Annotated in this window: 17 protein-coding genes; 11 read left to right on the top strand and 6 right to left on the bottom strand. The window is 57.8% G+C overall.

Annotated features, from left to right (window positions below; all coding sequences use genetic code 11):
- Positions 1-234 precede the first annotated feature (234 nt).
- The 5 genes from dsbC (at position 235) to HNR03_RS07125 (ending at position 5,845) form a co-directional block, all read left to right on the top strand.
- Positions 235-966, top strand: a complete 732-nt coding sequence (gene dsbC, locus HNR03_RS07145) for a bifunctional protein-disulfide isomerase/oxidoreductase DsbC (protein ID WP_222589910.1) — start codon at positions 235-237, stop codon at positions 964-966.
- 134 nt (positions 967-1,100) lie between these two features.
- Complete coding sequence (locus HNR03_RS07140) at positions 1,101-2,405, top strand: homoserine dehydrogenase (protein WP_222589911.1); 1,305 nt, start codon at positions 1,101-1,103, stop codon at positions 2,403-2,405.
- A gap of 104 nt (positions 2,406-2,509) precedes the next feature.
- Positions 2,510-3,919, top strand: a complete 1,410-nt coding sequence (thrC, locus tag HNR03_RS07135; RefSeq protein WP_259151798.1) for a threonine synthase — start codon at positions 2,510-2,512, stop codon at positions 3,917-3,919.
- Positions 3,920-4,040: 121 nt separating this feature from the next.
- Positions 4,041-5,396, top strand: coding sequence for a transporter substrate-binding domain-containing protein (locus HNR03_RS07130; protein WP_259151797.1), 1,356 nt, complete (start codon positions 4,041-4,043; stop codon positions 5,394-5,396).
- Positions 5,397-5,557: 161 nt separating this feature from the next.
- Positions 5,558-5,845 (top strand): DUF3509 domain-containing protein, encoded by a 288-nt coding sequence (locus tag HNR03_RS07125; protein WP_259151796.1) that lies wholly within the window; start codon positions 5,558-5,560, stop codon positions 5,843-5,845.
- 170 nt (positions 5,846-6,015) lie between these two features.
- Here HNR03_RS07125 and HNR03_RS07120 read toward each other — a convergent pair whose 3' ends face one another.
- Together HNR03_RS07120 and HNR03_RS07115 are read right to left on the bottom strand one after the other, a co-directional pair.
- A complete protein-coding gene (locus tag HNR03_RS07120; RefSeq protein ID WP_405046039.1) occupies positions 6,016-6,942 on the bottom strand; it encodes a TIGR02285 family protein in 927 nt (308 codons plus the stop codon).
- Positions 6,923-8,122 (bottom strand): CaiB/BaiF CoA-transferase family protein, encoded by a 1,200-nt coding sequence (locus tag HNR03_RS07115; protein WP_222589915.1) that lies wholly within the window; start codon positions 8,120-8,122, stop codon positions 6,923-6,925. The genes HNR03_RS07120 and HNR03_RS07115 overlap by 20 nt, the downstream gene beginning before the upstream one ends.
- Positions 8,123-8,269: 147 nt before the next feature.
- Here HNR03_RS07115 and HNR03_RS07110 point away from each other — a divergent pair, with 147 nt between their 5' ends.
- The 3 genes from HNR03_RS07110 (at position 8,270) to HNR03_RS07100 (ending at position 11,939) form a co-directional block, all read left to right on the top strand.
- Entirely contained in the window at positions 8,270-8,812 is a 543-nt protein-coding gene (locus tag HNR03_RS07110; protein WP_008151638.1) for a YaeQ family protein, read from the top strand.
- 66 nt (positions 8,813-8,878) lie between these two features.
- Positions 8,879-10,588 (top strand): single-stranded-DNA-specific exonuclease RecJ, encoded by a 1,710-nt coding sequence (recJ, locus tag HNR03_RS07105; protein WP_259151794.1) that lies wholly within the window; start codon positions 8,879-8,881, stop codon positions 10,586-10,588.
- 244 nt (positions 10,589-10,832) lie between these two features.
- Positions 10,833-11,939: an NADH:flavin oxidoreductase/NADH oxidase gene (locus HNR03_RS07100; protein ID WP_259151793.1), complete on the top strand. Its 1,107-nt coding sequence runs from the start codon at positions 10,833-10,835 to the stop codon at positions 11,937-11,939.
- Between the two features lie 207 nt (positions 11,940-12,146).
- Here HNR03_RS07100 and HNR03_RS07095 read toward each other — a convergent pair whose 3' ends face one another.
- Positions 12,147-13,772, bottom strand: a complete 1,626-nt coding sequence (locus tag HNR03_RS07095; protein WP_259151792.1) for a glucan biosynthesis protein D — start codon at positions 13,770-13,772, stop codon at positions 12,147-12,149.
- Between the two features lie 392 nt (positions 13,773-14,164).
- Between HNR03_RS07095 and HNR03_RS07090 the strand changes: the two genes are divergently transcribed.
- Positions 14,165-14,350, top strand: coding sequence for a hypothetical protein (locus HNR03_RS07090; RefSeq protein WP_259151790.1), 186 nt, complete (start codon positions 14,165-14,167; stop codon positions 14,348-14,350).
- Between the two features lie 10 nt (positions 14,351-14,360).
- On the opposite strand, the gene HNR03_RS07085 is transcribed toward HNR03_RS07090, so the two are convergent.
- Both HNR03_RS07085 and HNR03_RS07080 read right to left on the bottom strand, forming a co-directional pair.
- Positions 14,361-14,564 carry a hypothetical protein gene (locus tag HNR03_RS07085; protein ID WP_259151789.1) on the bottom strand — a complete coding sequence of 68 codons (204 nt, stop codon included), beginning with the start codon at positions 14,562-14,564 and terminating at the stop codon, positions 14,361-14,363.
- 95 nt (positions 14,565-14,659) lie between these two features.
- Positions 14,660-15,172, bottom strand: a complete 513-nt coding sequence (locus HNR03_RS07080) for a Bro-N domain-containing protein (protein WP_259151788.1) — start codon at positions 15,170-15,172, stop codon at positions 14,660-14,662.
- 442 nt (positions 15,173-15,614) lie between these two features.
- Here HNR03_RS07080 and HNR03_RS07075 point away from each other — a divergent pair, with 442 nt between their 5' ends.
- Together HNR03_RS07075 and HNR03_RS07070 are read left to right on the top strand one after the other, a co-directional pair.
- Entirely contained in the window at positions 15,615-16,865 is a 1,251-nt protein-coding gene (locus tag HNR03_RS07075) for an ATP/GTP-binding protein (protein ID WP_222589922.1), read from the top strand.
- Between the two features lie 2 nt (positions 16,866-16,867).
- Positions 16,868-17,494 carry an RloB family protein gene (locus HNR03_RS07070; RefSeq protein ID WP_259151787.1) on the top strand — a complete coding sequence of 209 codons (627 nt, stop codon included), beginning with the start codon at positions 16,868-16,870 and terminating at the stop codon, positions 17,492-17,494.
- 51 nt (positions 17,495-17,545) lie between these two features.
- Here HNR03_RS07070 and HNR03_RS07065 read toward each other — a convergent pair whose 3' ends face one another.
- Positions 17,546-19,030, bottom strand: a complete 1,485-nt coding sequence (locus HNR03_RS07065; RefSeq protein WP_259151786.1) for an APC family permease — start codon at positions 19,028-19,030, stop codon at positions 17,546-17,548.
- Between the last annotated feature and the right edge of the window lie 138 nt (positions 19,031-19,168).

Raw genomic sequence — 19,168 nt, 5'->3', positions numbered from 1 at the left:
GCTTGCCCGCGAAGGCGATGTAACAGTCAACATCTTCTTCGAATGTTACGGCCTCTTCGCGGGCAAGCCCGCTCCCACAAGGGTCTAAGTCTCCCTCTATGTCTTGCGTCAGGCGCATTCGGCCACGCGGGCCTTATGTGGTAGGCTTTGCCGGTTTGCACGATGGGCGATTATGACCCGGTGTTTCGGCACGGGCGTTCTGATCGTCCCATTTGTCCGCCTTCAGGAGTTCTCATGCGTCTGACCCATATTTTCGCCGCCGCAGCCATTGCGTTGGTCAGTACCTTTGCCGTCGCCGATGACGCGGCCGACAAAGCCATCCGTAAGAGCCTGGAAAACCTCCAGCTCGATGTGCCTGTCGAAACCATCACCGCCAGTCCGCTGCCAGGCCTGTATGAAGTCAAACTCAAAGGCAGTCGTGTGCTTTACGCCAGCGCCGACGGCCAATATGTGGTTCAGGGCTATATGTTCCAGCTCAAGGACGGCAAGCCGGTCAACCTGACCGAGAAGACCGAACGCCTGGGCGTCTCGAAACTGATCAATGAGATTCCGGTCGCTGAAACCGTGGTCTACCCGGCCATCGGCGAAACCAAATCGCACATCACCGTGTTCACCGACACCACGTGCCCGTATTGCCACAAACTGCACGCCGAAGTGCCCGAGCTGAACAAGCGCGGCATCGAAGTGCGTTACGTCGCGTTCCCGCGCCAGGGCCTGGGCTCGCCGGGTGACGAACAGCTGCAAGCGGTCTGGTGCTCGAAAGACAAGAAAGCCGCCATGGACAAAATGGTCGATGGCAAGGAAATCAAGGCCGCCAAGTGCGATAACCCGGTTTCCAAGCAGTTTGCCCTCGGTCAGTCGATTGGCGTGAACGGCACACCGGCCATCGTTTTGGCTGACGGTCAGGTCATTCCGGGCTACCAGCCTGCGCCACAAGTCGCCAAACTGGCGCTGGGCGCGAAGTAAATTCGCATCGTCATGGCCAGCCCTTGACGATCATGGCCCGGCAGCAACATTTACCGGGTCATTAATAGAGAGTCGCGAACGTGCGGCTGTTTTCACGGCCGGCCTTGAGTCGGCCGTTTTATGGGGAGTTCACAGTGAAACCGGTCAAAGTAGGCATCTGTGGGTTAGGGACCGTCGGTGGCGGTACCTTCAACGTACTTCAGCGTAACGCCGAGGAAATTGCTCGTCGTGCCGGGCGTGGGATCGAAGTGGCACAAATTGCCATGCGCACGCCAAAGCCTCAGTTCCAAACGACCGGTATTGCGATTACCAACGATGTCTTCGAAGTGGCCACGAACCCTGAGATCGACATCGTCATAGAGCTGATGGGCGGCTACACCGTTGCCCGCGAGCTGGTACTCAAGGCCATCGAGAATGGCAAGCATGTGGTCACCGCGAACAAGGCACTGATCGCCGTTCACGGTAATGAAATTTTCGCCAAGGCTCGCGAGAAAGGCGTGATCGTGGCGTTCGAAGCGGCTGTTGCTGGCGGCATTCCGGTGATCAAGGCGATCCGTGAAGGCCTGTCCGCCAACCGTATCAACTGGGTCGCCGGGATCATCAACGGCACCGGCAACTTCATCCTCACCGAGATGCGCGAGAAGGGTCGCACCTTCGAAGACGTACTCGCCGAGGCGCAGGCCCTGGGTTACGCCGAAGCCGATCCGACTTTCGACGTTGAAGGCATCGATGCAGCCCACAAGCTGACGATCCTGGCGTCCATCGCCTTTGGCATCCCGCTGCAGTTCGACAAGGCTTACACCGAAGGCATCACCAAGCTGACCACCGCTGACGTGAACTACGCCGAAGCGCTGGGCTATCGCATCAAGCACCTCGGTGTCGCTCGCAGCACGGCAGCGGGCATCGAACTGCGCGTACACCCGACGCTGATCCCGGCTGATCGCCTGATCGCCAACGTCAACGGCGTGATGAACGCGGTGATGGTCAACGGTGACGCCGCCGGTTCGACGCTGTTCTACGGCGCTGGCGCTGGCATGGAGCCAACAGCTTCGTCGGTGATCGCCGACCTGGTGGACGTGGTTCGCGCCATGACCTCCGACCCGGAAAACCGCGTGCCGCACCTGGCCTTCCAGCCGGATTCGCTGTCCGCGCACCCGATTCTGCCGATCGAAGCCTGCGAAAGCTCGTACTACCTGCGCATCCAGGCCAAGGACCATCCGGGCGTATTGGCCCAAGTGGCGAGCATCCTGTCGGAGCGCGGCATCAACATCGAATCGATCATGCAGAAAGAAGTCGAAGAGCATGACGGATTGGTGCCGATGATCCTGCTGACGCACCGTGTGCTGGAACAGCGCATGAACGATGCGATCGCCGCTCTGGAAGCCCTGACGGGTGTGGTCGGTCCGGTTGTACGGATCCGCGTCGAACACCTGAATTAACAGCAGCTGCAAGCTTCAGGCTTCAAGCTGCAAGTGAGAGCAAAGCGCTGTTCACTTGTAGCTTTTAGCTTGCGGCTTGAAGCCAAAACCGAAGGTTTGCTCTTATGCGCTATATCAGTACCCGCGGCCAGGCACCGGCCCTGAATTTCGAAGACGTCCTGCTGGCCGGTCTGGCCACCGACGGCGGCCTGTACGTGCCGGAAAACCTGCCACGCTTCACCCAGGAAGAAATCGCTTCCTGGGCCGGCCTGCCGTATCACGAGCTGGCCTTCCGGGTGATGCGCCCGTTCGTGACCGGCAGCATTCCCGATGCCGATTTCAAAAAGATTCTTGAAGAAACCTACGGCGTGTTCTCGCACAACGCCATCGCACCGCTGCGTCAGCTGAACAGCAATGAATGGGTGCTGGAGCTGTTCCACGGCCCGACCCTGGCGTTCAAGGACTTCGCCCTGCAACTGCTCGGTCGCTTGCTCGACTACGTGCTGGCTAAACGCGGCGAGCGCGTAGTGATCGTTGGCGCTACCTCCGGCGATACCGGTTCGGCCGCCATCGAAGGCTGCAAGCACTGCGAAAACGTCGACATTTTCATCCTGCACCCGCACAACCGCGTGTCCGAAGTGCAGCGTCGCCAGATGACCACCATCTTCGGCGAGAACATCCACAACATCGCCATCGAAGGCAACTTCGATGACTGCCAGGAAATGGTCAAGAACAGCTTCGCCGACCAGAGCTTCCTCAAAGGCACGCGTCTGGTGGCGGTGAACTCGATCAACTGGGCGCGGATCATGGCCCAGATCGTTTACTACTTCCACGCAGCCCTGCAGTTGGGCGGCCCGGCGCGCTCAGTGTCGTTCTCGGTGCCGACCGGCAACTTCGGCGACATCTTCGCCGGTTACCTGGCGCGCAACATGGGCCTGCCGATCAACCAGTTGATCGTCGCGACCAACCGCAACGACATCCTGCACCGCTTCATGAGCGGCAACCAGTACGTCAAGGAAACCCTGCACGCCACGCTGTCGCCGTCGATGGACATCATGGTGTCGTCAAACTTCGAACGCCTGCTGTTCGACCTGCACGGTCGCAACGGCGCAGCCATTGCCGGCCTGATGGACACCTTCAAGCAGGGTGGCGGTTTCAGCGTCGAACAGGAACGCTGGACTGAAGCTCGCAAGTTGTTCGACTCGCTGGCCGTGGACGACGCGCAAACCTGCGAAACCATCGCCGAAGTCTACGAGCAAACCGGTGAGCTGCTGGATCCGCACACCGCCATCGGCGTGAAAGCAGCGCGCGAATGCCGCCGCAGCCTGGATATTCCGATGGTGATCCTGGGCACCGCCCATCCGGTCAAATTCCCGGATGCAGTGGAGAAAGCCGGTGTAGGAAAAGCGCTTGAGCTACCTGCACATCTTTCTGATTTGTTTGAGCGAGATGAGCGTTGCACCGTGTTGCCGAATGATCTGAAAGCCGTGCAGGCCTTTGTCAGTCAGCATGGCAACCGCGGCAAGCCTCTGTAACCGGCAAACGCTGTCACATTTTGAAGCCCGTCTCCTGACGGGCTTTCTCATTTCTGCATGCCACACTTGTCGGGTTTTCGCCCCAGGAAGGACGGGCGATCTGATCGCGAAGGAAGTGGCAATGCTGTTTTTCAGAGGGTTCAAACCAGCCGCGTGCTGGATGTTTTTGATCGCTGTCCTGGGCGTTGCTCATGGGGCGGCGGCAGCGCAACTGACGACTGCCGAGCCCAAGGGCGCGAGAGTCGGTGCATCCATCGAGCTGGATGCCGATGAATTGGCATGGCTCGCCGAGCACCCGCGAGTCGTTGTCGCATCGGTGCAGTATCCGTTGTATCTGTTCAAGGATGAGCACGGTCGATGGAGTGGTCTGAACAACGATTTGCTCAATCACATCACGGCCATGACCGGCTTGCAGTTTGTACACGAAGAGTCGTTTTCCACCGATCAATTGCTCGGGCGTCTGGAGAGTGGCGAAGCCGACATGAGTACCACGCTTGCAATGAATGACGATCGCAAGACGTTTCTGGATTTCAGCCATGCCTTCGGTGGCGCCGGGTGGGTATTTGTCGGGCGGGCTGATGCGCCTGTCGTGCGTTCCCTGGATCAGTTGGCGGAAAAAGTGCTGGTGTTACCCACTCGTCACGCACTCGAAAGCACTATTCGCCGCGACTACCCGACGATCGAATTGCGCGCGGTCAAAACCTACGCCGAAGCCAGGGCGCTGGTTGAAAGCGGTGACGCCTACGCCACCATCGAAAATGAAATCGGTGCGCAGCTCTATCCCTTGGGGCAACTGAAGGTCGGGCGTGCGGTGGAGGGTAAGTGGGAGGCTGATCACCTTGCGGTACGCCATGGTCAGCCGCTGTTGTTGAGCATTCTCAACAAGGCGCTTGAGGCTTTTCCTGCGGCAGAACTGCGTGCCATTCGCCTGAAATGGCTTAGAGGGGTAGCCCCTGTCGAGCCGACCTCTCGCTGGCCGCAGATATCTCAATGGTTCTGTTGGGGCATGTTCGTCATCAGCCTGTTCGGCCTGCTGTCCTTGCTCTGGAATCGCCGACTCGCGGCGTTGATCAAGCAGCGTGCCGACGCGGAAAAAAGCCTCGGTGATCAACTGTCTTTCCAGCATGCATTGATGGACGCCATGCCCGATCCAATGTTCGTGCGTGATCTGGAAGGGCGTTTGATCATGTGCAACAAGAGTTACGAGGAGGGGCTCGGTACCCGTTTCGATCAGATTCAGGGAAGGCAGCTGATTGAACTCGATGTGTTGCCCAAGGCAACCGCAGCGCTGCTGCACGCCGAGTTCATGGCTCAGCTTGAGACGCGAAAGCCGCGCTTCAGTGAACGTCAATTGATGTTCAACAACGGGGTCCGGGATATTTACCAATGGACGGTGCCGTTCTATGGTGCCGACGGCCAATTGCGCGGGTTGCTCGGGGGATGGACCGATATCGGTCGGCGCACAACATCAATGTGACGCGCTGTTTTTGCTCTGTCATCTTTGGCGTGCATGCTCTTTCGACCAGAGACGCTGTTGCGCCTGGAGCTGGAATTCAGAACTTTCTTCTCGGGCCAGTGGTCACTTATTGTAGACAGGCCCCAGGCACTTTGTTTTCGGACTATTGAGTGGTGATCGAGATGGAAAGTATCAGTCTATTGCTTGGTGAGGCGCTGAGCCCGTATCAGGTCACGCTGACTCCCTCGGGCGCGCATGGCGAATGCCTGGTGACGCTGAAGAGTACGACCGGCGCGATCATGGTCGAACGGCTGTTCAACCAGGCCCAGCTGGCCGATAAACGCCAGCTGACCGATGTGGTCGATGGTTTGCACCGCGATCTGCTGATTGCCGAAGGGCGACTGGAGCCCTGTGTGATTGCGGCGTTGCGCAATGCGGCTCAGGACAAGATCCTGGCCAGCCGCAATTGAATTGCGTTTTTGTGGGAACCTTCCTGCGCCCACGTCAGTCAGAGCATGTAACAGCAGGATCAAGCATTGTGCTCCGGTGCTTGTCGCTTGCTGCCACTGGTCTTTATGTAGGCCACGTTTAACCCCGAGTCGTCTCCCCACTTCTCGGGGTTTCTTTTGCCTGCGATTTGTCACTGCCCGGCTTGATGCTCGAAAAACGCCTTGGTTTCTTCCAGGTAATCCTTACGCCTTGGCGGATCGAGCCAGTCGGCATACAACCGGTCCAGTCCCTCGTGAGGCAAGGTGCGCAACAGCTGATTTATTTCGCTGATAGCCTGTCGGCCCTGGGGTGTACTGGAGCAACCGATGTGCCCGGACAGGTACTTGCCCGTACCCTTGATCGGATAAAACGCCAGCTCGTCATCGGCGATGTTCGCTTGTTGGGCCAGGTAGCGGATTTCTGGCCAGTAACCCAGCACCACCTGCAATCGGCCCAGACGCTGCATCTGCAACAGACTGCTCAGGGCATCGTTGCCGTAGTGAGGCATCAGGGCACCGTCCGGTGCCTGTTTGAGCAATGTGTCGAGCACCTCACCGTAACTGCGCTCGGCCACCACGCCGACTTTCTTTTGCCCATTGATCAGCAGCGCCGCCAGATCGACTTCTCCGTCGATCAAGAACGGCTCAAGCACCGATCGATCTTCCATGCGCACGACAAGCCCGTTGCTCACGGCACGGAAGGCCGGAATCGAGAACGTAATCCACTGTTCCCGCTCCTTGGTCCAGACCAGGGAGGGGTCGCAGGTAAACGATTCTTCGTGGAGCATTTGCATGGCCCGGGCGCGATTGACCCGCATCAGCGTGTGCTCGTATTGCGGCAAGCCGGCGATCAACAGCGGCAACATGTGATCGATAATCCCCTGACCTTTTTTTGGTCCTTCAAGGATCATCGTTGGCGGCAAATCGCGCAGCAACCAAATCAGCGTCTCTTTAGGCTGTGCCCAGACCGGAGATGCCAACCCGGCCGATAGCCCGACAGCCGCCACTGCGCACCAGTGGCGGGTGTTGTGACTGGCTGATGAGAGCAGGCGCCTCAGCTTAGATGGCCCCGTCTTCACGCAGCTTTGCGATCTGTTCCTTGTCATAACCAAGATCGTTCAGTACCTGCGCATTGTGTTCGCCCAACTGCGGCCCGACCCATTCCGATGTGCCGGGTGTCTCTGAGAGTTTCGGCACGATTCCCGGCATCTTGAAGTCTTTGCCATCCGGCAGCTTGGCCTGGAGGAACATTTCCCGGGCCAGGTATTGTGGATCGCTGAACATGTCTTCGGCGCTGAAGATCCGGCTGGCCGGCACATCGGCCTGATTCAACTGGGCAAGTACCGTGTCCAGCGGCAGCGAATTGACCCAGCGATCGATCACGCCATAAATCTCGTCACGACGACTGTCGCGCCCGTCATTGCTGGCCAGCACCGGGTCATTGGCCAGGTCTTCACGACCGATGATCAGCATGAAACGCTTGAAGATTGCATCGCCATTGGCGCCGATCTGCACATGTTTGCCGTCGGCGCTGGTGTGGATCGAGGAGGGCGTGATGCCCGGCATGATGTTGCCGGTGCGTTCACGGATAAAGCCGAAGACGTCAAACTCCGGGACCATGCTTTCCATCATGGCGAAGATCGCTTCATACAACGCAACGTCGACCACTTGGCCCTCGCCACCGTTAACCTCGCGATGACGCAGCGCCATCAGCGCGCCAATGACGCCCCACAGCGCGGCAATCGAGTCGCCGATGGAAATCCCGGTGCGCACCGGTGGCCGGTCTTCGAAACCGGTGATGTAGCGCAGACCGCCCATGGATTCGCCGACGGCGCCAAAACCCGGCTGGTCTTTCATCGGCCCGGTCTGGCCGAAGCCCGAGAGCCGCACCATCACCAGTTTCGGGTTCAGCGCGTGCAAGACTTCCCAGCCCAGGCCGAGTTTTTCCAAGACGCCAGGGCGAAAATTCTCGATGAGGATGTCCGCTTCGCTCAGCAGCTTTTTCAGAATCGCCAGACCGTCCGGGTGTTTCAGGTTCAGCGTCAGCGACTTCTTGTTGCGTGCCTGGACAAACCACCACAACGAGGTGCCTTCATACAGCTTGCGCCATTTGCGCAACGGATCACCGCCGTCGGGAGACTCGATCTTGATCACCTCGGCGCCAAACTCACCGCAGATGCGCGAGGCAAAAGGCCCGGCGATCAAGGTGCCCAATTCGATGACTTTAAGACCTGAAAGCGGTTTGGCGGTGAACGGCATGCTGGAACCTGTAGGACAAACGGTAAAGGGATATAGCCTTTTAACATAGCCCAACGTCAGACAAGCATGGTTGATCGCCTTCAATTCGTTGATTGCCTACCGCATCGGTTAGACTTGCCGCCTTTCCTCGTATCAAGAAGCCCGTTCATGGCCCAGCCGTCCACGACCTACAAGTTTGAACTGAACCTCACCGACCTCGACCGCAGCGTCTACGAGTCTGTGAAGCAGACCATTGCCCGTCACCCGTCGGAAACCGAAGAGCGCATGACCGTGCGGCTGCTGGCCTACGCCTTCTGGTACAACGAGCAGCTGTCGTTCGGTCGCGGTCTGTCGGACGTGGATGAACCAGCCCTGTGGGAAAAAAGCCTGGATGACCGTGTCCTGCACTGGATCGAAGTCGGTCAGCCAGACGCTGATCGCCTGACCTGGTGCTCGCGCCGCACCGAGCGCACAAGTCTGTTGGCCTACGGCAGCTTGCGTGTCTGGGAAACCAAAGTGATCCCGGCGATCAAGAACCTGAAAAACGTGCACATCGCCGCCGTGCCGCAAGACGTGCTGGAAACCCTGGCTAAAGACATGCCGCGCGTTATCAAGTGGGACGTGATGATCAGCGAAGGGACTATTTTCGTCACCGACGACCGTGGTCAGCACGAAGTCCAATTGCAATGGCTGAGCGGCGAACGCGGCTGATTATTCGTCGCTGGACCGCTTTGTCCGGTTTTATCCTACGTATTCAAGAGAAGCACCTGTCACCCCATGCGCATCGAACCTCGCCTGTTGCCCGACACCCTGCCATTCCTCGGTGATCTGCCGCCGCTGCTGACCCGCTTGTACGCGGCGCGTGGCGTGCAGTCGGAGGCTGAACTGGACAAAAGCCTGGCGCGGCTGATCCCGTTCCAGCAGCTCAAAGGCATCGATGCAGCGGTGGATTTGCTGGTCGTGGCGCTGGAACAGCGTCAGCGAATTCTGATCGTCGGCGACTTTGACGCCGATGGCGCCACCGCCAGTACCGTAGGCGTGTTGGGGTTGCGCCTGCTGGGTGCGGCGCATGTCGATTACCTGGTGCCAAACCGGTTCGAATACGGCTACGGCCTGACCCCGGAAATCGTCGAAGTCGCGTTGACGCGCACGCCACAGTTGCTCATCACCGTGGACAACGGCATTTCCAGTGTTGAAGGCGTCGCTGCGGCGAAAAAGGCCGGGCTCAAAGTCTTGGTCACCGACCACCACTTACCGGGCGATGAGCTGCCGCTGGCCGATGCCATCGTCAATCCCAACCAGCCGGGTTGCGGGTTTCCAAGCAAGGCGCTGGCCGGCGTCGGGGTGATTTTCTATGTGTTGATGGCGCTGCGCGCGCGTTTGCGCAGCCTCGGCTGGTACGAAAGCAAGCCGCAGCCGAACATCGGCGAATTGCTGGACCTGGTGGCGCTCGGTAGCGTGGCCGACGTGGTGCCGCTGGATGCCAACAACCGGATTCTGGTGCACCAGGGCCTGGAGCGCATTCGTGCCGGGCGCGCACGGCCGGGGATCAAGGCGATCCTCGAAGTCGCCAAGCGTGAGCCTGCGCGGATCACCTCGACTGATCTGGGCTTCATTGTCGGCCCGCGCCTGAATGCGGCGGGGCGCCTGGATGACATGAGCCTTGGCATCGAATGCCTGCTCACCGACGACGCAGGATTGGCCCGGGAAATGGCCGTGCAGCTCGACGGCATGAACCAGGACCGCAAATCCATCGAGCAGGGCATGCAGCGTGAAGCGCTGGCTCAGCTCAAGGACCTGCCGGTCGAGTCGATGCCGTTTGGCTTGTGCCTGTTCGATCCAGAGTGGCACCAAGGTGTCATCGGAATCCTCGCCTCGCGTATGAAAGAACGCTATTTCCGTCCGACGATTGCCTTTGCCGATGCAGGCGATGGCTTGCTCAAGGGCTCGGGACGTTCGGTCCAGGGTTTCCATATTCGCGACGCCCTGAGCGTGGTGGCGGCGCAGCATCCGAACCTGATCAGCAAATACGGCGGCCACGCGATGGCGGCCGGCTTGACGCTGCCGGAAGCAAATTTTCCGTTGTTCGCCGAGGCCTTCGACGCCGAAGTGCGCAGGCAATTGCGCGAAGAAGACCTGACCGGACGGCTGCTGTCGGACGGGGTGTTGGCGGTCGAAGAATTCCACCTCGAACTGGCCCGCGCCTTGCGCCATGCCGGGCCTTGGGGGCAGCACTTTCCGGAACCGTTGTTTCATGGCGTGTTCCAGTTGGTCGAGCAGCGCGTGGTCGGCGAGCGGCACCTCAAAGTGGTGCTGAAAAGCGAATGCGGCTCGGTGAAACTGGATGGCATTGCGTTCGGTATCGACCGTGATATCTGGCCGAATCCCACCATCAAGTGGGTAGAGCTGGCGTACAAACTCGACCTCAACGAGTTTCGCGGGAACGAGACGGTGCAATTGATGATTGCCCATATCGAACCTCGTTGAGCTCGTCGCGGGCAAACCCTGTGGAAGCGGGGTTGCCCGCGATAACGATCTACCTGACGCCAAATATCCCCGGAACCCTCCCTCATCCCGCGATGTCGACTAGGCTCTAAGCACTGCTTGATAATCCTTGTGACGTCTTGTCGAATTTTTTGCCCGCGGGGGCGGGTGCTCTACCTTTTTCCTGTCACTCGTCGACTTTTCAAACAGAACCCTGGAGCCTGCCCACTGATTCGAGAGGTGCCCCATGAGTCTGCTGCTTGAACCCTATACCCTTCGTCAATTGACCCTGCTCAACCGCATCGCGGTATCGCCAATGTGCCAGTACTCCTGCGTCGATGGACTGGCCAATGACTGGCACCTGGTCCACCTCGGCAGCCGCGCTGTCGGCGGTGCCGGGCTGGTGTTCACCGAAGCCACGGCGGTCACGGCCGACGGGCGCATCACCGCCGAAGACCTCGGTCTTTGGAACGATGATCAAATCGAACCGTTGCAACGCATCACCCGCTTCATCACCGCTCAAGGCGCGGTGGCCGGTATTCAATTGGCACACGCCGGACGCAAGGCCAGTACCCATCGGCCGTGGCTCGGCAAGCATGGCAGCGTCAAACCCGACGACGGTGGCTGGGTCCCGGTCGGTCCTTCACCGATTGCTTTCGACCCGCAGCACACACCGCCCAAGCAACTCGATGAGGGCCAGATTGCTGAGGTCATCCAGGCCTTTGTCGCCTCGGCCAAGCGAGCGTTGACCGCCGGTTTCAAAGTTGTCGAAATCCACGCTGCCCACGGTTACCTGTTGCATCAGTTTCTTTCGCCGCTGAGCAATCAGCGCCGCGACCAGTATGGCGGCTCGTTCGAGAACCGGATCCGGCTGGTGCTGCAAGTTACCGAAGCAGTGCGTGCGGTGTGGCCTGAAGAACTGCCGTTGTTCGTGCGGGTGTCGGCCACCGACTGGGTGGAAGACGGCTGGAACCCGGATGAAACCGTCGAGCTGGCGCGTCGTCTCAAGGATCTGGGCGTGGACTTGATCGATGTGTCGTCCGGTGGCACAGCGGCCAATGCCGAGATTCCTACAGGACCTGGTTATCAGACCCGCTTCGCCGAACGGGTGCGCAAGGAGTCAGGCATTGCCACCGGCACGGTAGGAATGATTACCGAGCCTGCGCAGGCCGAGCACATTCTGCGCACCTGCCAAGCCGACATCATCTTCCTCGCGCGTGAGCTGCTGCGCGACCCGTACTGGCCGCTGCATGCCGATGATGACCTGGGTGGCCGCAAGGCCACCTGGCCGGCGCAGTATCAGCGGGCGACGCATCGCGATCAGCCGATTCATGAGTCTGATTTGCGTGACTGAGTGATGCTGTAGAAGCAAAAAGCCCCGATCGAGTTGATCGGGGCTTTTTTTTTTGCGAAAGGGATATTCAGCGCTTGGGCTGGCCTCATCGCGAGCAGGCTCGCTCCCACACTGGATTTTCATAAGACACAGATTTTGTATCCAACGAAGATCACCTGTGGGAACGGGCTTGCTCGCGATAGGGCCGGCCCAGACACCGACTGACGATCAGCTGTACTTACGCTTATCCGGTGCCGGCGGGAAATACTGGTACAACCAGGTCTCACTCAACGTGCGGTCATTGGTGCGGATGAACAACCGCAGTTCCACTGGCGCCACGCTGTCATTGGTCGGGTACCAGTCGAAAGTGATCCGGTAACCCTTGATGTCATCGAGCAGCAGCACATTGAAGTCCTTGACCTCGCCGTTGGAGCACGTCACCACCGGCTCGATCCCCGCGCCTTCCGGCAAGCGGTCCAGACCGCCGCCTGTGAAGTCCACAGCAAACCGGCGCGCCCAGACCTCTGGGTAATGCTCGCCCGGCGCCCAGCCCTCGATGAAGCCGCCCATGCCCGAACGAGTCGCATTGACCCGCGCCAGCGGTGTGCCGACCGGCGGCAACGCGCTCCAGTAGAGCTTGTAGCCGTAGTTCAGGGAGTCACCGGCTGCGACCGGTTTTTTCGGGGTCCAGAACGCGACGATGTTGTCCAGGGTTTCGCCGGTTGTAGGAATTTCCAACAGATCGATAGAGCCTTCGCCCCACGCCGTCGTAGGTTCTACCCACAGGCTCGGGCGCTTGCTGTACCAGTCGACGGTGTCCTGATAGCTGGCGAACTCGTGATCGGTCTGCACCAGGCCGAAACCTTTCGGGTCGGTGTCGGCGAAGGCGTTGAATTGCAGGGTCGCCGGGTTGTTCAGTGGACGGCAGATCCACTCGCCGTTGCCACGCCACATCGCCAGGCGATCCGAATCGTGGATCTGCGGGTGAATGGTGTCGCACATGCGGCGCTCGTGGGTGCCGCAGCTGAACATACTGGTCATCGGTGCGATGCCCAATTGTTCGATGGCGGTCCGCGCATTGATGTGCGCGTCGATGCCCATGACCACCTGGCCGGCCTGGCAGTCAATGTCAAAACGGTACGCGCCGGTGGCACTCGGCGAATCCAGCAGGGCGTAGACCACAAAGCGGGTGCTGTCCTTGTCCGGCGTCTCGAACCAGAACTTGGTGAAGTCCGGGAATTCCTCACGCTTCTTGGCGTAGGTATCAACCGCCAGTCCGCGGGCCGACAAACCGTACTGGCCCGTGGCATCTACCGCACGGAAATAGCTGGCGCCGAGGAAGGACAGCACATCGTGGCGGTCCAGTTCCGGTGCCTTGAACAACTTGAACCCGGAAAACCCCAGATCGCCCGTGAGCTGCTTGGTGTCGACCGTGGTTTTTTCGTAGTTGAACAGGGAAGGGCGGAAATGCACTTCACGGGCCTGCCGCGTCTTTGGATCGACGCTGTACATGCGCACCGGTTGCTTGAAACCCATGCCGACGTGGAAAAACTGCACGTCCAGCTGACCGTTCAAGTCTTTCCACAACGAGTGGTTGCCGTCGTAGCGGATCGCATTGAAATTCTGCGGCGTCATGGTCGCCAGTGTCGGCGGCAGAACTTGCTTGGTGTCCTGATAGCGGTTGCCGGCGAGTTGCTTGGCCTGGATCTTCAGCGCCTCGAAATCGAACGCCTGGGCGTCGCCATCAGCGGTGCCATTGCTTGCCCAGGCACGCGCGGCCATCAGGCCAGAGGCCGATAAACCGGTGTAAGCCGCAATGGCCATGGACGCTTTGAGCAAATTCCTGCGATGCATAAGTACAACCTGTCGTGAACAATCCCGCGCCGTTCCTGGCACGTGCTGGATCAAAAATATCGGTTCGGACATGCCTTCGGCCAAACGCAACGGACTCTACACAGATAACAAATAGCTTAAACGGTTCGGTTACCGAGAAAAAATGATTGGTAGCACTTTGGACACACGGCAATGAAACAAGAGATGTCGGTGAAGTTTTCCCACAGTACTTTCTGATTCATAGGGCATTTCTGCTTTTTTTGACTAATTACTCTAAAAACCGCTTTTCAGCGCCGCGAATGTTCCTATTCTGTGTTCATGACCGGTTTCTGCCCTTCAGGCCGGCGACAAACAAAAAGGAGAGGGCGATGCGGTTTTTGAAGTTTTCTCGGGCTTATAGAAGGACATCGTCCATGACGAAAGTACAAGGCATCACCCAATTGCTGGGAATCTTTCCTTGCCTGGCGACCGAACGGCGAAGGCGCCGGCTCAGTACGGACGAAATGAAATTGTTGGAAAGGTATCGCGAGTTATCGGAGAGCGACCGGATTGCGATGCGGTATCTGGTGGATGCGATGCGGACTGTTTCGCGGTTTTGACTGTCGATGGTTACCGTGAAAGCCATTTGGCTTTTACGGTGGCCAGACTGATCAGTTTTCCTGCGTCGGCATCGGAGATACCTTCGTGGATTGTTTGGCGGCGAGCAGTGACGTTTTTTTGCTCGATGGTTTGTTGCAGATAGTTTTCTGTAAAGACTCCATCGCTTGGAATCATTTGGACGACGCTTTGGCTGAGGATGTGTAGCTTGCTCATGGCTGCGGATTACTCTTTCAGGAGATTGAGAAGGTGTACTCAAACCAAAGGGGGCGGACGGTGAGGTCCGCCCCCTTTTCATTTTTTCACTGCGTTCACATAAAGGTGCCCACGATCGTGAACGGTCGCTGTGCCTGCATCAGATCAGGCATGTCCCGCCACTTGATCCAGGCCTGATGCTGCCAATGCAGCAGCGGCACCGAGATCCCGGCCCACTGCAATGAACTCAGGCTTGGAATGTTATCCACAGACGTCGCTTTCGACTCGCGCAGCGTGGGTATGACTTCATTGCTCAGCCACTGACGCAGATTTCGGTTTTCCGGGACGAAATGATGGACTAGCAAGGCATACATTCCCGATTCGCTGACCATCAGTGATTCGACGGTTTTGCCATTCTTGAGTAGCCAGACGTAACGGCGTTGATCGGGGTCGAGTTTCAGGGTGAGGCGTTGGTCCAGCGGACGGCCCATCAAGCGACCGAGATCCTGGACGCAGAACCAGGCTTGGTTGTCTTGCATGAAAGCGTGTAGGAAGCGGTTGTGGCGGGTGAAGACTGATGGGATGAAATGAGGATGGGTATCAGACGGATTTAGCGTGTGCTTGAGCATTTTTCGACTCCATGTTGAAAAGGGAGCCGCCACTAATCCTTCGACAGATTATGGGTGGCGGACCGTGCGGCGTTCGAAGTCGGAACATTCTCGATCAACACGGAAAAGCCGAGAGGCCCGCGCCACACGGCCCACCATAAAGTGAAGCTGAAAGGCAAAAATTGCCCCAGTTCTTATGGGGGCGCGGATGCGCCATGTTGATGATTTACCGGCTTCGACCCCGGGTCGCTGATTTGGCAGCGACGAGGTAAAGCCTATCGTTCAGGCGCTCGCGGCGCCAAGTCTACTCTGGCGCCGCGTGTTGTAGGAATTGGAGCCTTTATCGGAAGGCTCGATCTGTAGGAATTTCCTGTTTTTGCTTGAAGTGCAGTGAAGCAGCGTTGCAGCCTTGGTTTTTCCTATAGTTTTTTCCGTATTCAGGAACGAACTGCAGGTTTGCTACATGTTGATTGAGTTTTCAGTTTCCAATTATCGCTCCTTCCGTGACAGGCAAACCCTGTCAATGGCTGCTACACCGCGCTTGAGCAAAAAGCGCAACATTTTCAAGTCGGTGGCAAATGGAGAGAAGCTGCCGGATTTGCTGAAGGTGGCTGCGATATATGGGCCGAATGCATCGGGTAAATCTTCGCTGATCAGGGCGATGGGCGTCATGGGGACGCTGCTTGCCTCACCGCCAACGTCAAATGATGAACCGCTACCTGTCTCACCGTTTCGGTTTGATCCGCAACTTCATGACGAGCCGAGCTGTTTCGAATACAACTTTATTCAAGGCTCACTTCGATATCGGTTTGTGTTGCGCATGACGGCACAACGAATACTTGAGGAGCACCTCGTTTCATACCCGAAAGGGAAGGAAACACTGTTGTATCGGCGTTTTTTGAGTAAGGAAGGCGAGGAGTATGTATTTGGCTCAAACCTTGAGGGAGGCAAAGAGGTTCACAATGCCTGGCGGCGTTTAACCAGCCCCAAGATGTTGTTCATTGCGCAAGCCATCGCGAACAGCAGCGAAGAGCTGACGCAACTGCGACAGCCATTTGCCTGGTTTCAGTCCGGTCTTCTCGTTATTGAGCAGAACAATTTGATGGGGTTGTCGGCGGCATCGATCAGGTTTCTTCAAATGGCATCCGACTACACGAGCGACTTGAGAGACTTTCTGAAGGCCGTTGATATTCCAGTCTCGCAAATTCAGCTCAATACGGATGCGGACGTTTTACCGGTCAGTAAAAAACTGACGCTTAAAGAGTTCTTTGCCGCAGCGCAAAAAGACAAGATAACCCTGACGCATACGAGTCATTTGGGGCGAGCGGAGTTTGATTTTTCAGAGGAGTCCGGGGGTACGAAAAACCTGATTGGATTTTGGTTGCCCTGGTTCATGATCAATCACACCGACGGTAGCGGAATACTGTCTGTCGATGAATTGGACAGTAGTCTTCACCCAACCATAGTTGCCGATTTGATTGAAAAACATTTGGACAGCGGGCTGAACACTCAGCTGATTTTTACGACTCACGATACGCATCTAATGAACGCTCGAACACTGCGGCGCGATCAGTTCTGGATCACTGAACGTGATACCAACGGCGCAACGTGCCTTTTCTCCGTTCACGACTTTGAAGGGCGCGAGGGCGAGGATGTTGAAAGGCGCTACTTCGAAGGCCGTTATCGTGGTTTGCCGCTGATCAAGAGGAGGTGATCATGGGGCGCTCGGTACGGTTATTTGATCGAAAAAAATCCCGATTCAAGCAGCAACCCAAGGTGCTCGTTCTCTGTGAGGACAGCAAGTCAGGAAAGCGATACCTGGAGGATGCGGCATTTCACTTTCGAGCGAATGCTCAGGTTGAAGTTGCCCATTGTGGCGTGACTCATCCAAGCGGAATTGTTGAAAGAGCCATTGCACGGCAAAAGGCTTTCGACAAAGTTTTTTGCGCCTTGGACCGCGATACTCACTTTTGCTTCAATCGGGCGATCGACTTGGCGAAGCCGCATCCCAAGATAAAAGTGATAGCGTCTTTTCCCTGTTTCGAATTTTGGTTACTGCTGCACTTTGGCTATAACAGGAAACCGTTCGCTGCTGTGGGTGGGAAGTCACCGGGTGAACTCGTGGCCAAGAGTCTTAGGTCTCAGCTTCTGATGGAAGGGTATGAGAAGGGTGAAAATGTCAGTCATTTTGATCTTTTAAAGGGAGTGCCTTTCAATACAGCAAGAACACTTTCCCCTCGAGTGCTTACCGATGCCGCTAACAGTGGCGAGCCCAATCCCAGTACTGAAATTCATCTGCTGATGAATGAGTTCGAAGCCCTTTCAGTACCTCAGTCGATTTAACGTCCTCACATTTCGCCCCGGTGCTGCAACCAACACCAGGGCGAAACTCAATTAGCGACTAACCTTCCAAGCATCCCCCGCAGGCGCCTTCCCGTGATCATACGGTTTGGCAATCCACATGTAGATCAACCCCAACCCGATAACGATCGCGGTACTCAACACCATCGCGTAGTTGATGTACCACGCCGCATCCGGCGTGCGTGGCCAGGCCATGTTGATGATGGCGCCGACGCCGTAGATCAGCGCTCCGATGTTGACCACCCAGCCCCAGGCGCCGAGGGTGAATTTGCCGCTGGGTTTCCAGCCTTTCAGGCGCGCATACAGCGCCGCGAGAACGATCATCTGGAAGGCCAGGTAGATGCCGATGGCTGCGAAGCTGACGATGGTTGCCACGGCATCTTGCAGGAAGAAGCCCAGGATGATGATCAGCGCCGGCAGGACGCCGGAGACGAACAGTGCCGCCACCGGAACCTGGGTTGTAGGCGAAATCTTCTTGAGCAGTGAACTGCCGATGACCATTTCGTCGCGAGCGTAGGAGTAGAGCAGACGACTCGCCGCCGCTTGCAGGCTGATAACGCAGGAGATGAACGAAATCATCACTACGCCCATCACCACTTTCGAACCGACCGGGCCGAACGCGTTGTTAAGGATGGTGGTGACCGGGTCCTTGTCGGTGCCGTTGATCACGGCTTGCATGTCCGGTACGGCGAGGATCAGCGCCAGGCAGGCGAACATCGCCGCGATGCCGCCGATGTAGATGGTCATGCGCATGGCCACTGGAATCTGCTTGCTCGGATTCGGGGTTTCTTCGGCGACATCGCCGCAGGCCTCGAAGCCGTAGTACAGGAACATCCCCGCCAGCGAGGCGGTGAGGAAGGCTGGCAGATACGAGCCATCAACGCTGATATCGAAGGTGTTGAACAGCACGCTGATTGACTGGTGACGCTCGAAGATCAGCAGGTACACGCCAACGATCACCGCGCCGACCAGCTCGCAGATGAAGCCGAACATGGCGATCCGCGCGAGTACTTTGGTGCCGCTGAGGTTGACCAGGGTGGCGAACAACGTCAGGAACAGCGCGATGACGATGTTGGTGTTGTTGCTTGGCTCAAAGCCCATCATCGCGGCCAGGTAAGGACCGGCACCGACGGCAACGGCGGCAATGGTCACGCACAATGCGATGGAGTAGATCCAGCCGACCATCCACGCCCAGCGTTTGCCCACTAAACGGCGAGCCCATGGGTAGACGCCACCGGAAATCGGGAATTGCGAAACCACTTCACCGAAGATCAGGCACACCAGCAACTGGCCGCAACCGACCAGCAAATAGGCCCAGAACATCGGTGGCCCACCGGCGGCCAGGCACAGGCCGAAGAGGGTATACACCCCGACGACCGGGGAGAGGTAAGTGAAGCCCAGGGCGAAGTTTTCCCACAGGCTCATGCTGCGATTGAAGTTGGAGGTGTAACCCAGTTTGCGTAGCTGCTCGGCATCGCTGTCGGCGACGGCTGCAGAGAGTTCGGGTAGTGCACTCATGGTGTGTAAGCTCCGGAAAATCGGCAGATTTCGGATGTCCGAAACCGTGGCGGGGCCGTGAGGCGCTGCCCGGATCGGTGGTTATTGTTTTGGTTTTCTGGCTTTGAAACCTGGTGGTGCGTGGTGCCGGTTTCTACC

Source organism: Pseudomonas sp. JAI111 (assembly GCF_024809425.1).
Classification (GTDB): domain Bacteria; phylum Pseudomonadota; class Gammaproteobacteria; order Pseudomonadales; family Pseudomonadaceae; genus Aquipseudomonas.
Note: the sequence above shows the minus strand (reverse complement) of the source record. Positions and strands in the feature narration are given on the sequence as shown.

Excerpts from the sequence above, each read along its gene's own strand:
- HNR03_RS07070 (WP_259151787.1), top strand. The coding sequence starts at position 16,868 with ATGGGGCGCTCGGTACGGTTATTTGATCGAAAAAAATCCCGATTCAAG.
- HNR03_RS07065 (WP_259151786.1), bottom strand. The coding sequence starts at position 19,030 with ATGAGTGCACTACCCGAACTCTCTGCAGCCGTCGCCGACAGCGATGCC.
- dsbC (WP_222589910.1), top strand. The coding sequence starts at position 235 with ATGCGTCTGACCCATATTTTCGCCGCCGCAGCCATTGCGTTGGTCAGT.
- HNR03_RS07115 (WP_222589915.1), bottom strand. The coding sequence starts at position 8,122 with ATGCCGTTCACCGCCAAACCGCTTTCAGGTCTTAAAGTCATCGAATTG.
- HNR03_RS07130 (WP_259151797.1), top strand. The coding sequence starts at position 4,041 with ATGCTGTTTTTCAGAGGGTTCAAACCAGCCGCGTGCTGGATGTTTTTG.
- HNR03_RS07075 (WP_222589922.1), top strand. The coding sequence starts at position 15,615 with ATGTTGATTGAGTTTTCAGTTTCCAATTATCGCTCCTTCCGTGACAGG.
- thrC (WP_259151798.1), top strand. The coding sequence starts at position 2,510 with ATGCGCTATATCAGTACCCGCGGCCAGGCACCGGCCCTGAATTTCGAA.
- HNR03_RS07095 (WP_259151792.1), bottom strand. The coding sequence starts at position 13,772 with ATGCATCGCAGGAATTTGCTCAAAGCGTCCATGGCCATTGCGGCTTAC.
- HNR03_RS07100 (WP_259151793.1), top strand. The coding sequence starts at position 10,833 with ATGAGTCTGCTGCTTGAACCCTATACCCTTCGTCAATTGACCCTGCTC.
- HNR03_RS07085 (WP_259151789.1), bottom strand. The coding sequence starts at position 14,564 with ATGAGCAAGCTACACATCCTCAGCCAAAGCGTCGTCCAAATGATTCCA.
- HNR03_RS07090 (WP_259151790.1), top strand. The coding sequence starts at position 14,165 with ATGACGAAAGTACAAGGCATCACCCAATTGCTGGGAATCTTTCCTTGC.
- recJ (WP_259151794.1), top strand. The coding sequence starts at position 8,879 with ATGCGCATCGAACCTCGCCTGTTGCCCGACACCCTGCCATTCCTCGGT.
- HNR03_RS07125 (WP_259151796.1), top strand. The coding sequence starts at position 5,558 with ATGGAAAGTATCAGTCTATTGCTTGGTGAGGCGCTGAGCCCGTATCAG.
- HNR03_RS07080 (WP_259151788.1), bottom strand. The coding sequence starts at position 15,172 with ATGCTCAAGCACACGCTAAATCCGTCTGATACCCATCCTCATTTCATC.
- HNR03_RS07110 (WP_008151638.1), top strand. The coding sequence starts at position 8,270 with ATGGCCCAGCCGTCCACGACCTACAAGTTTGAACTGAACCTCACCGAC.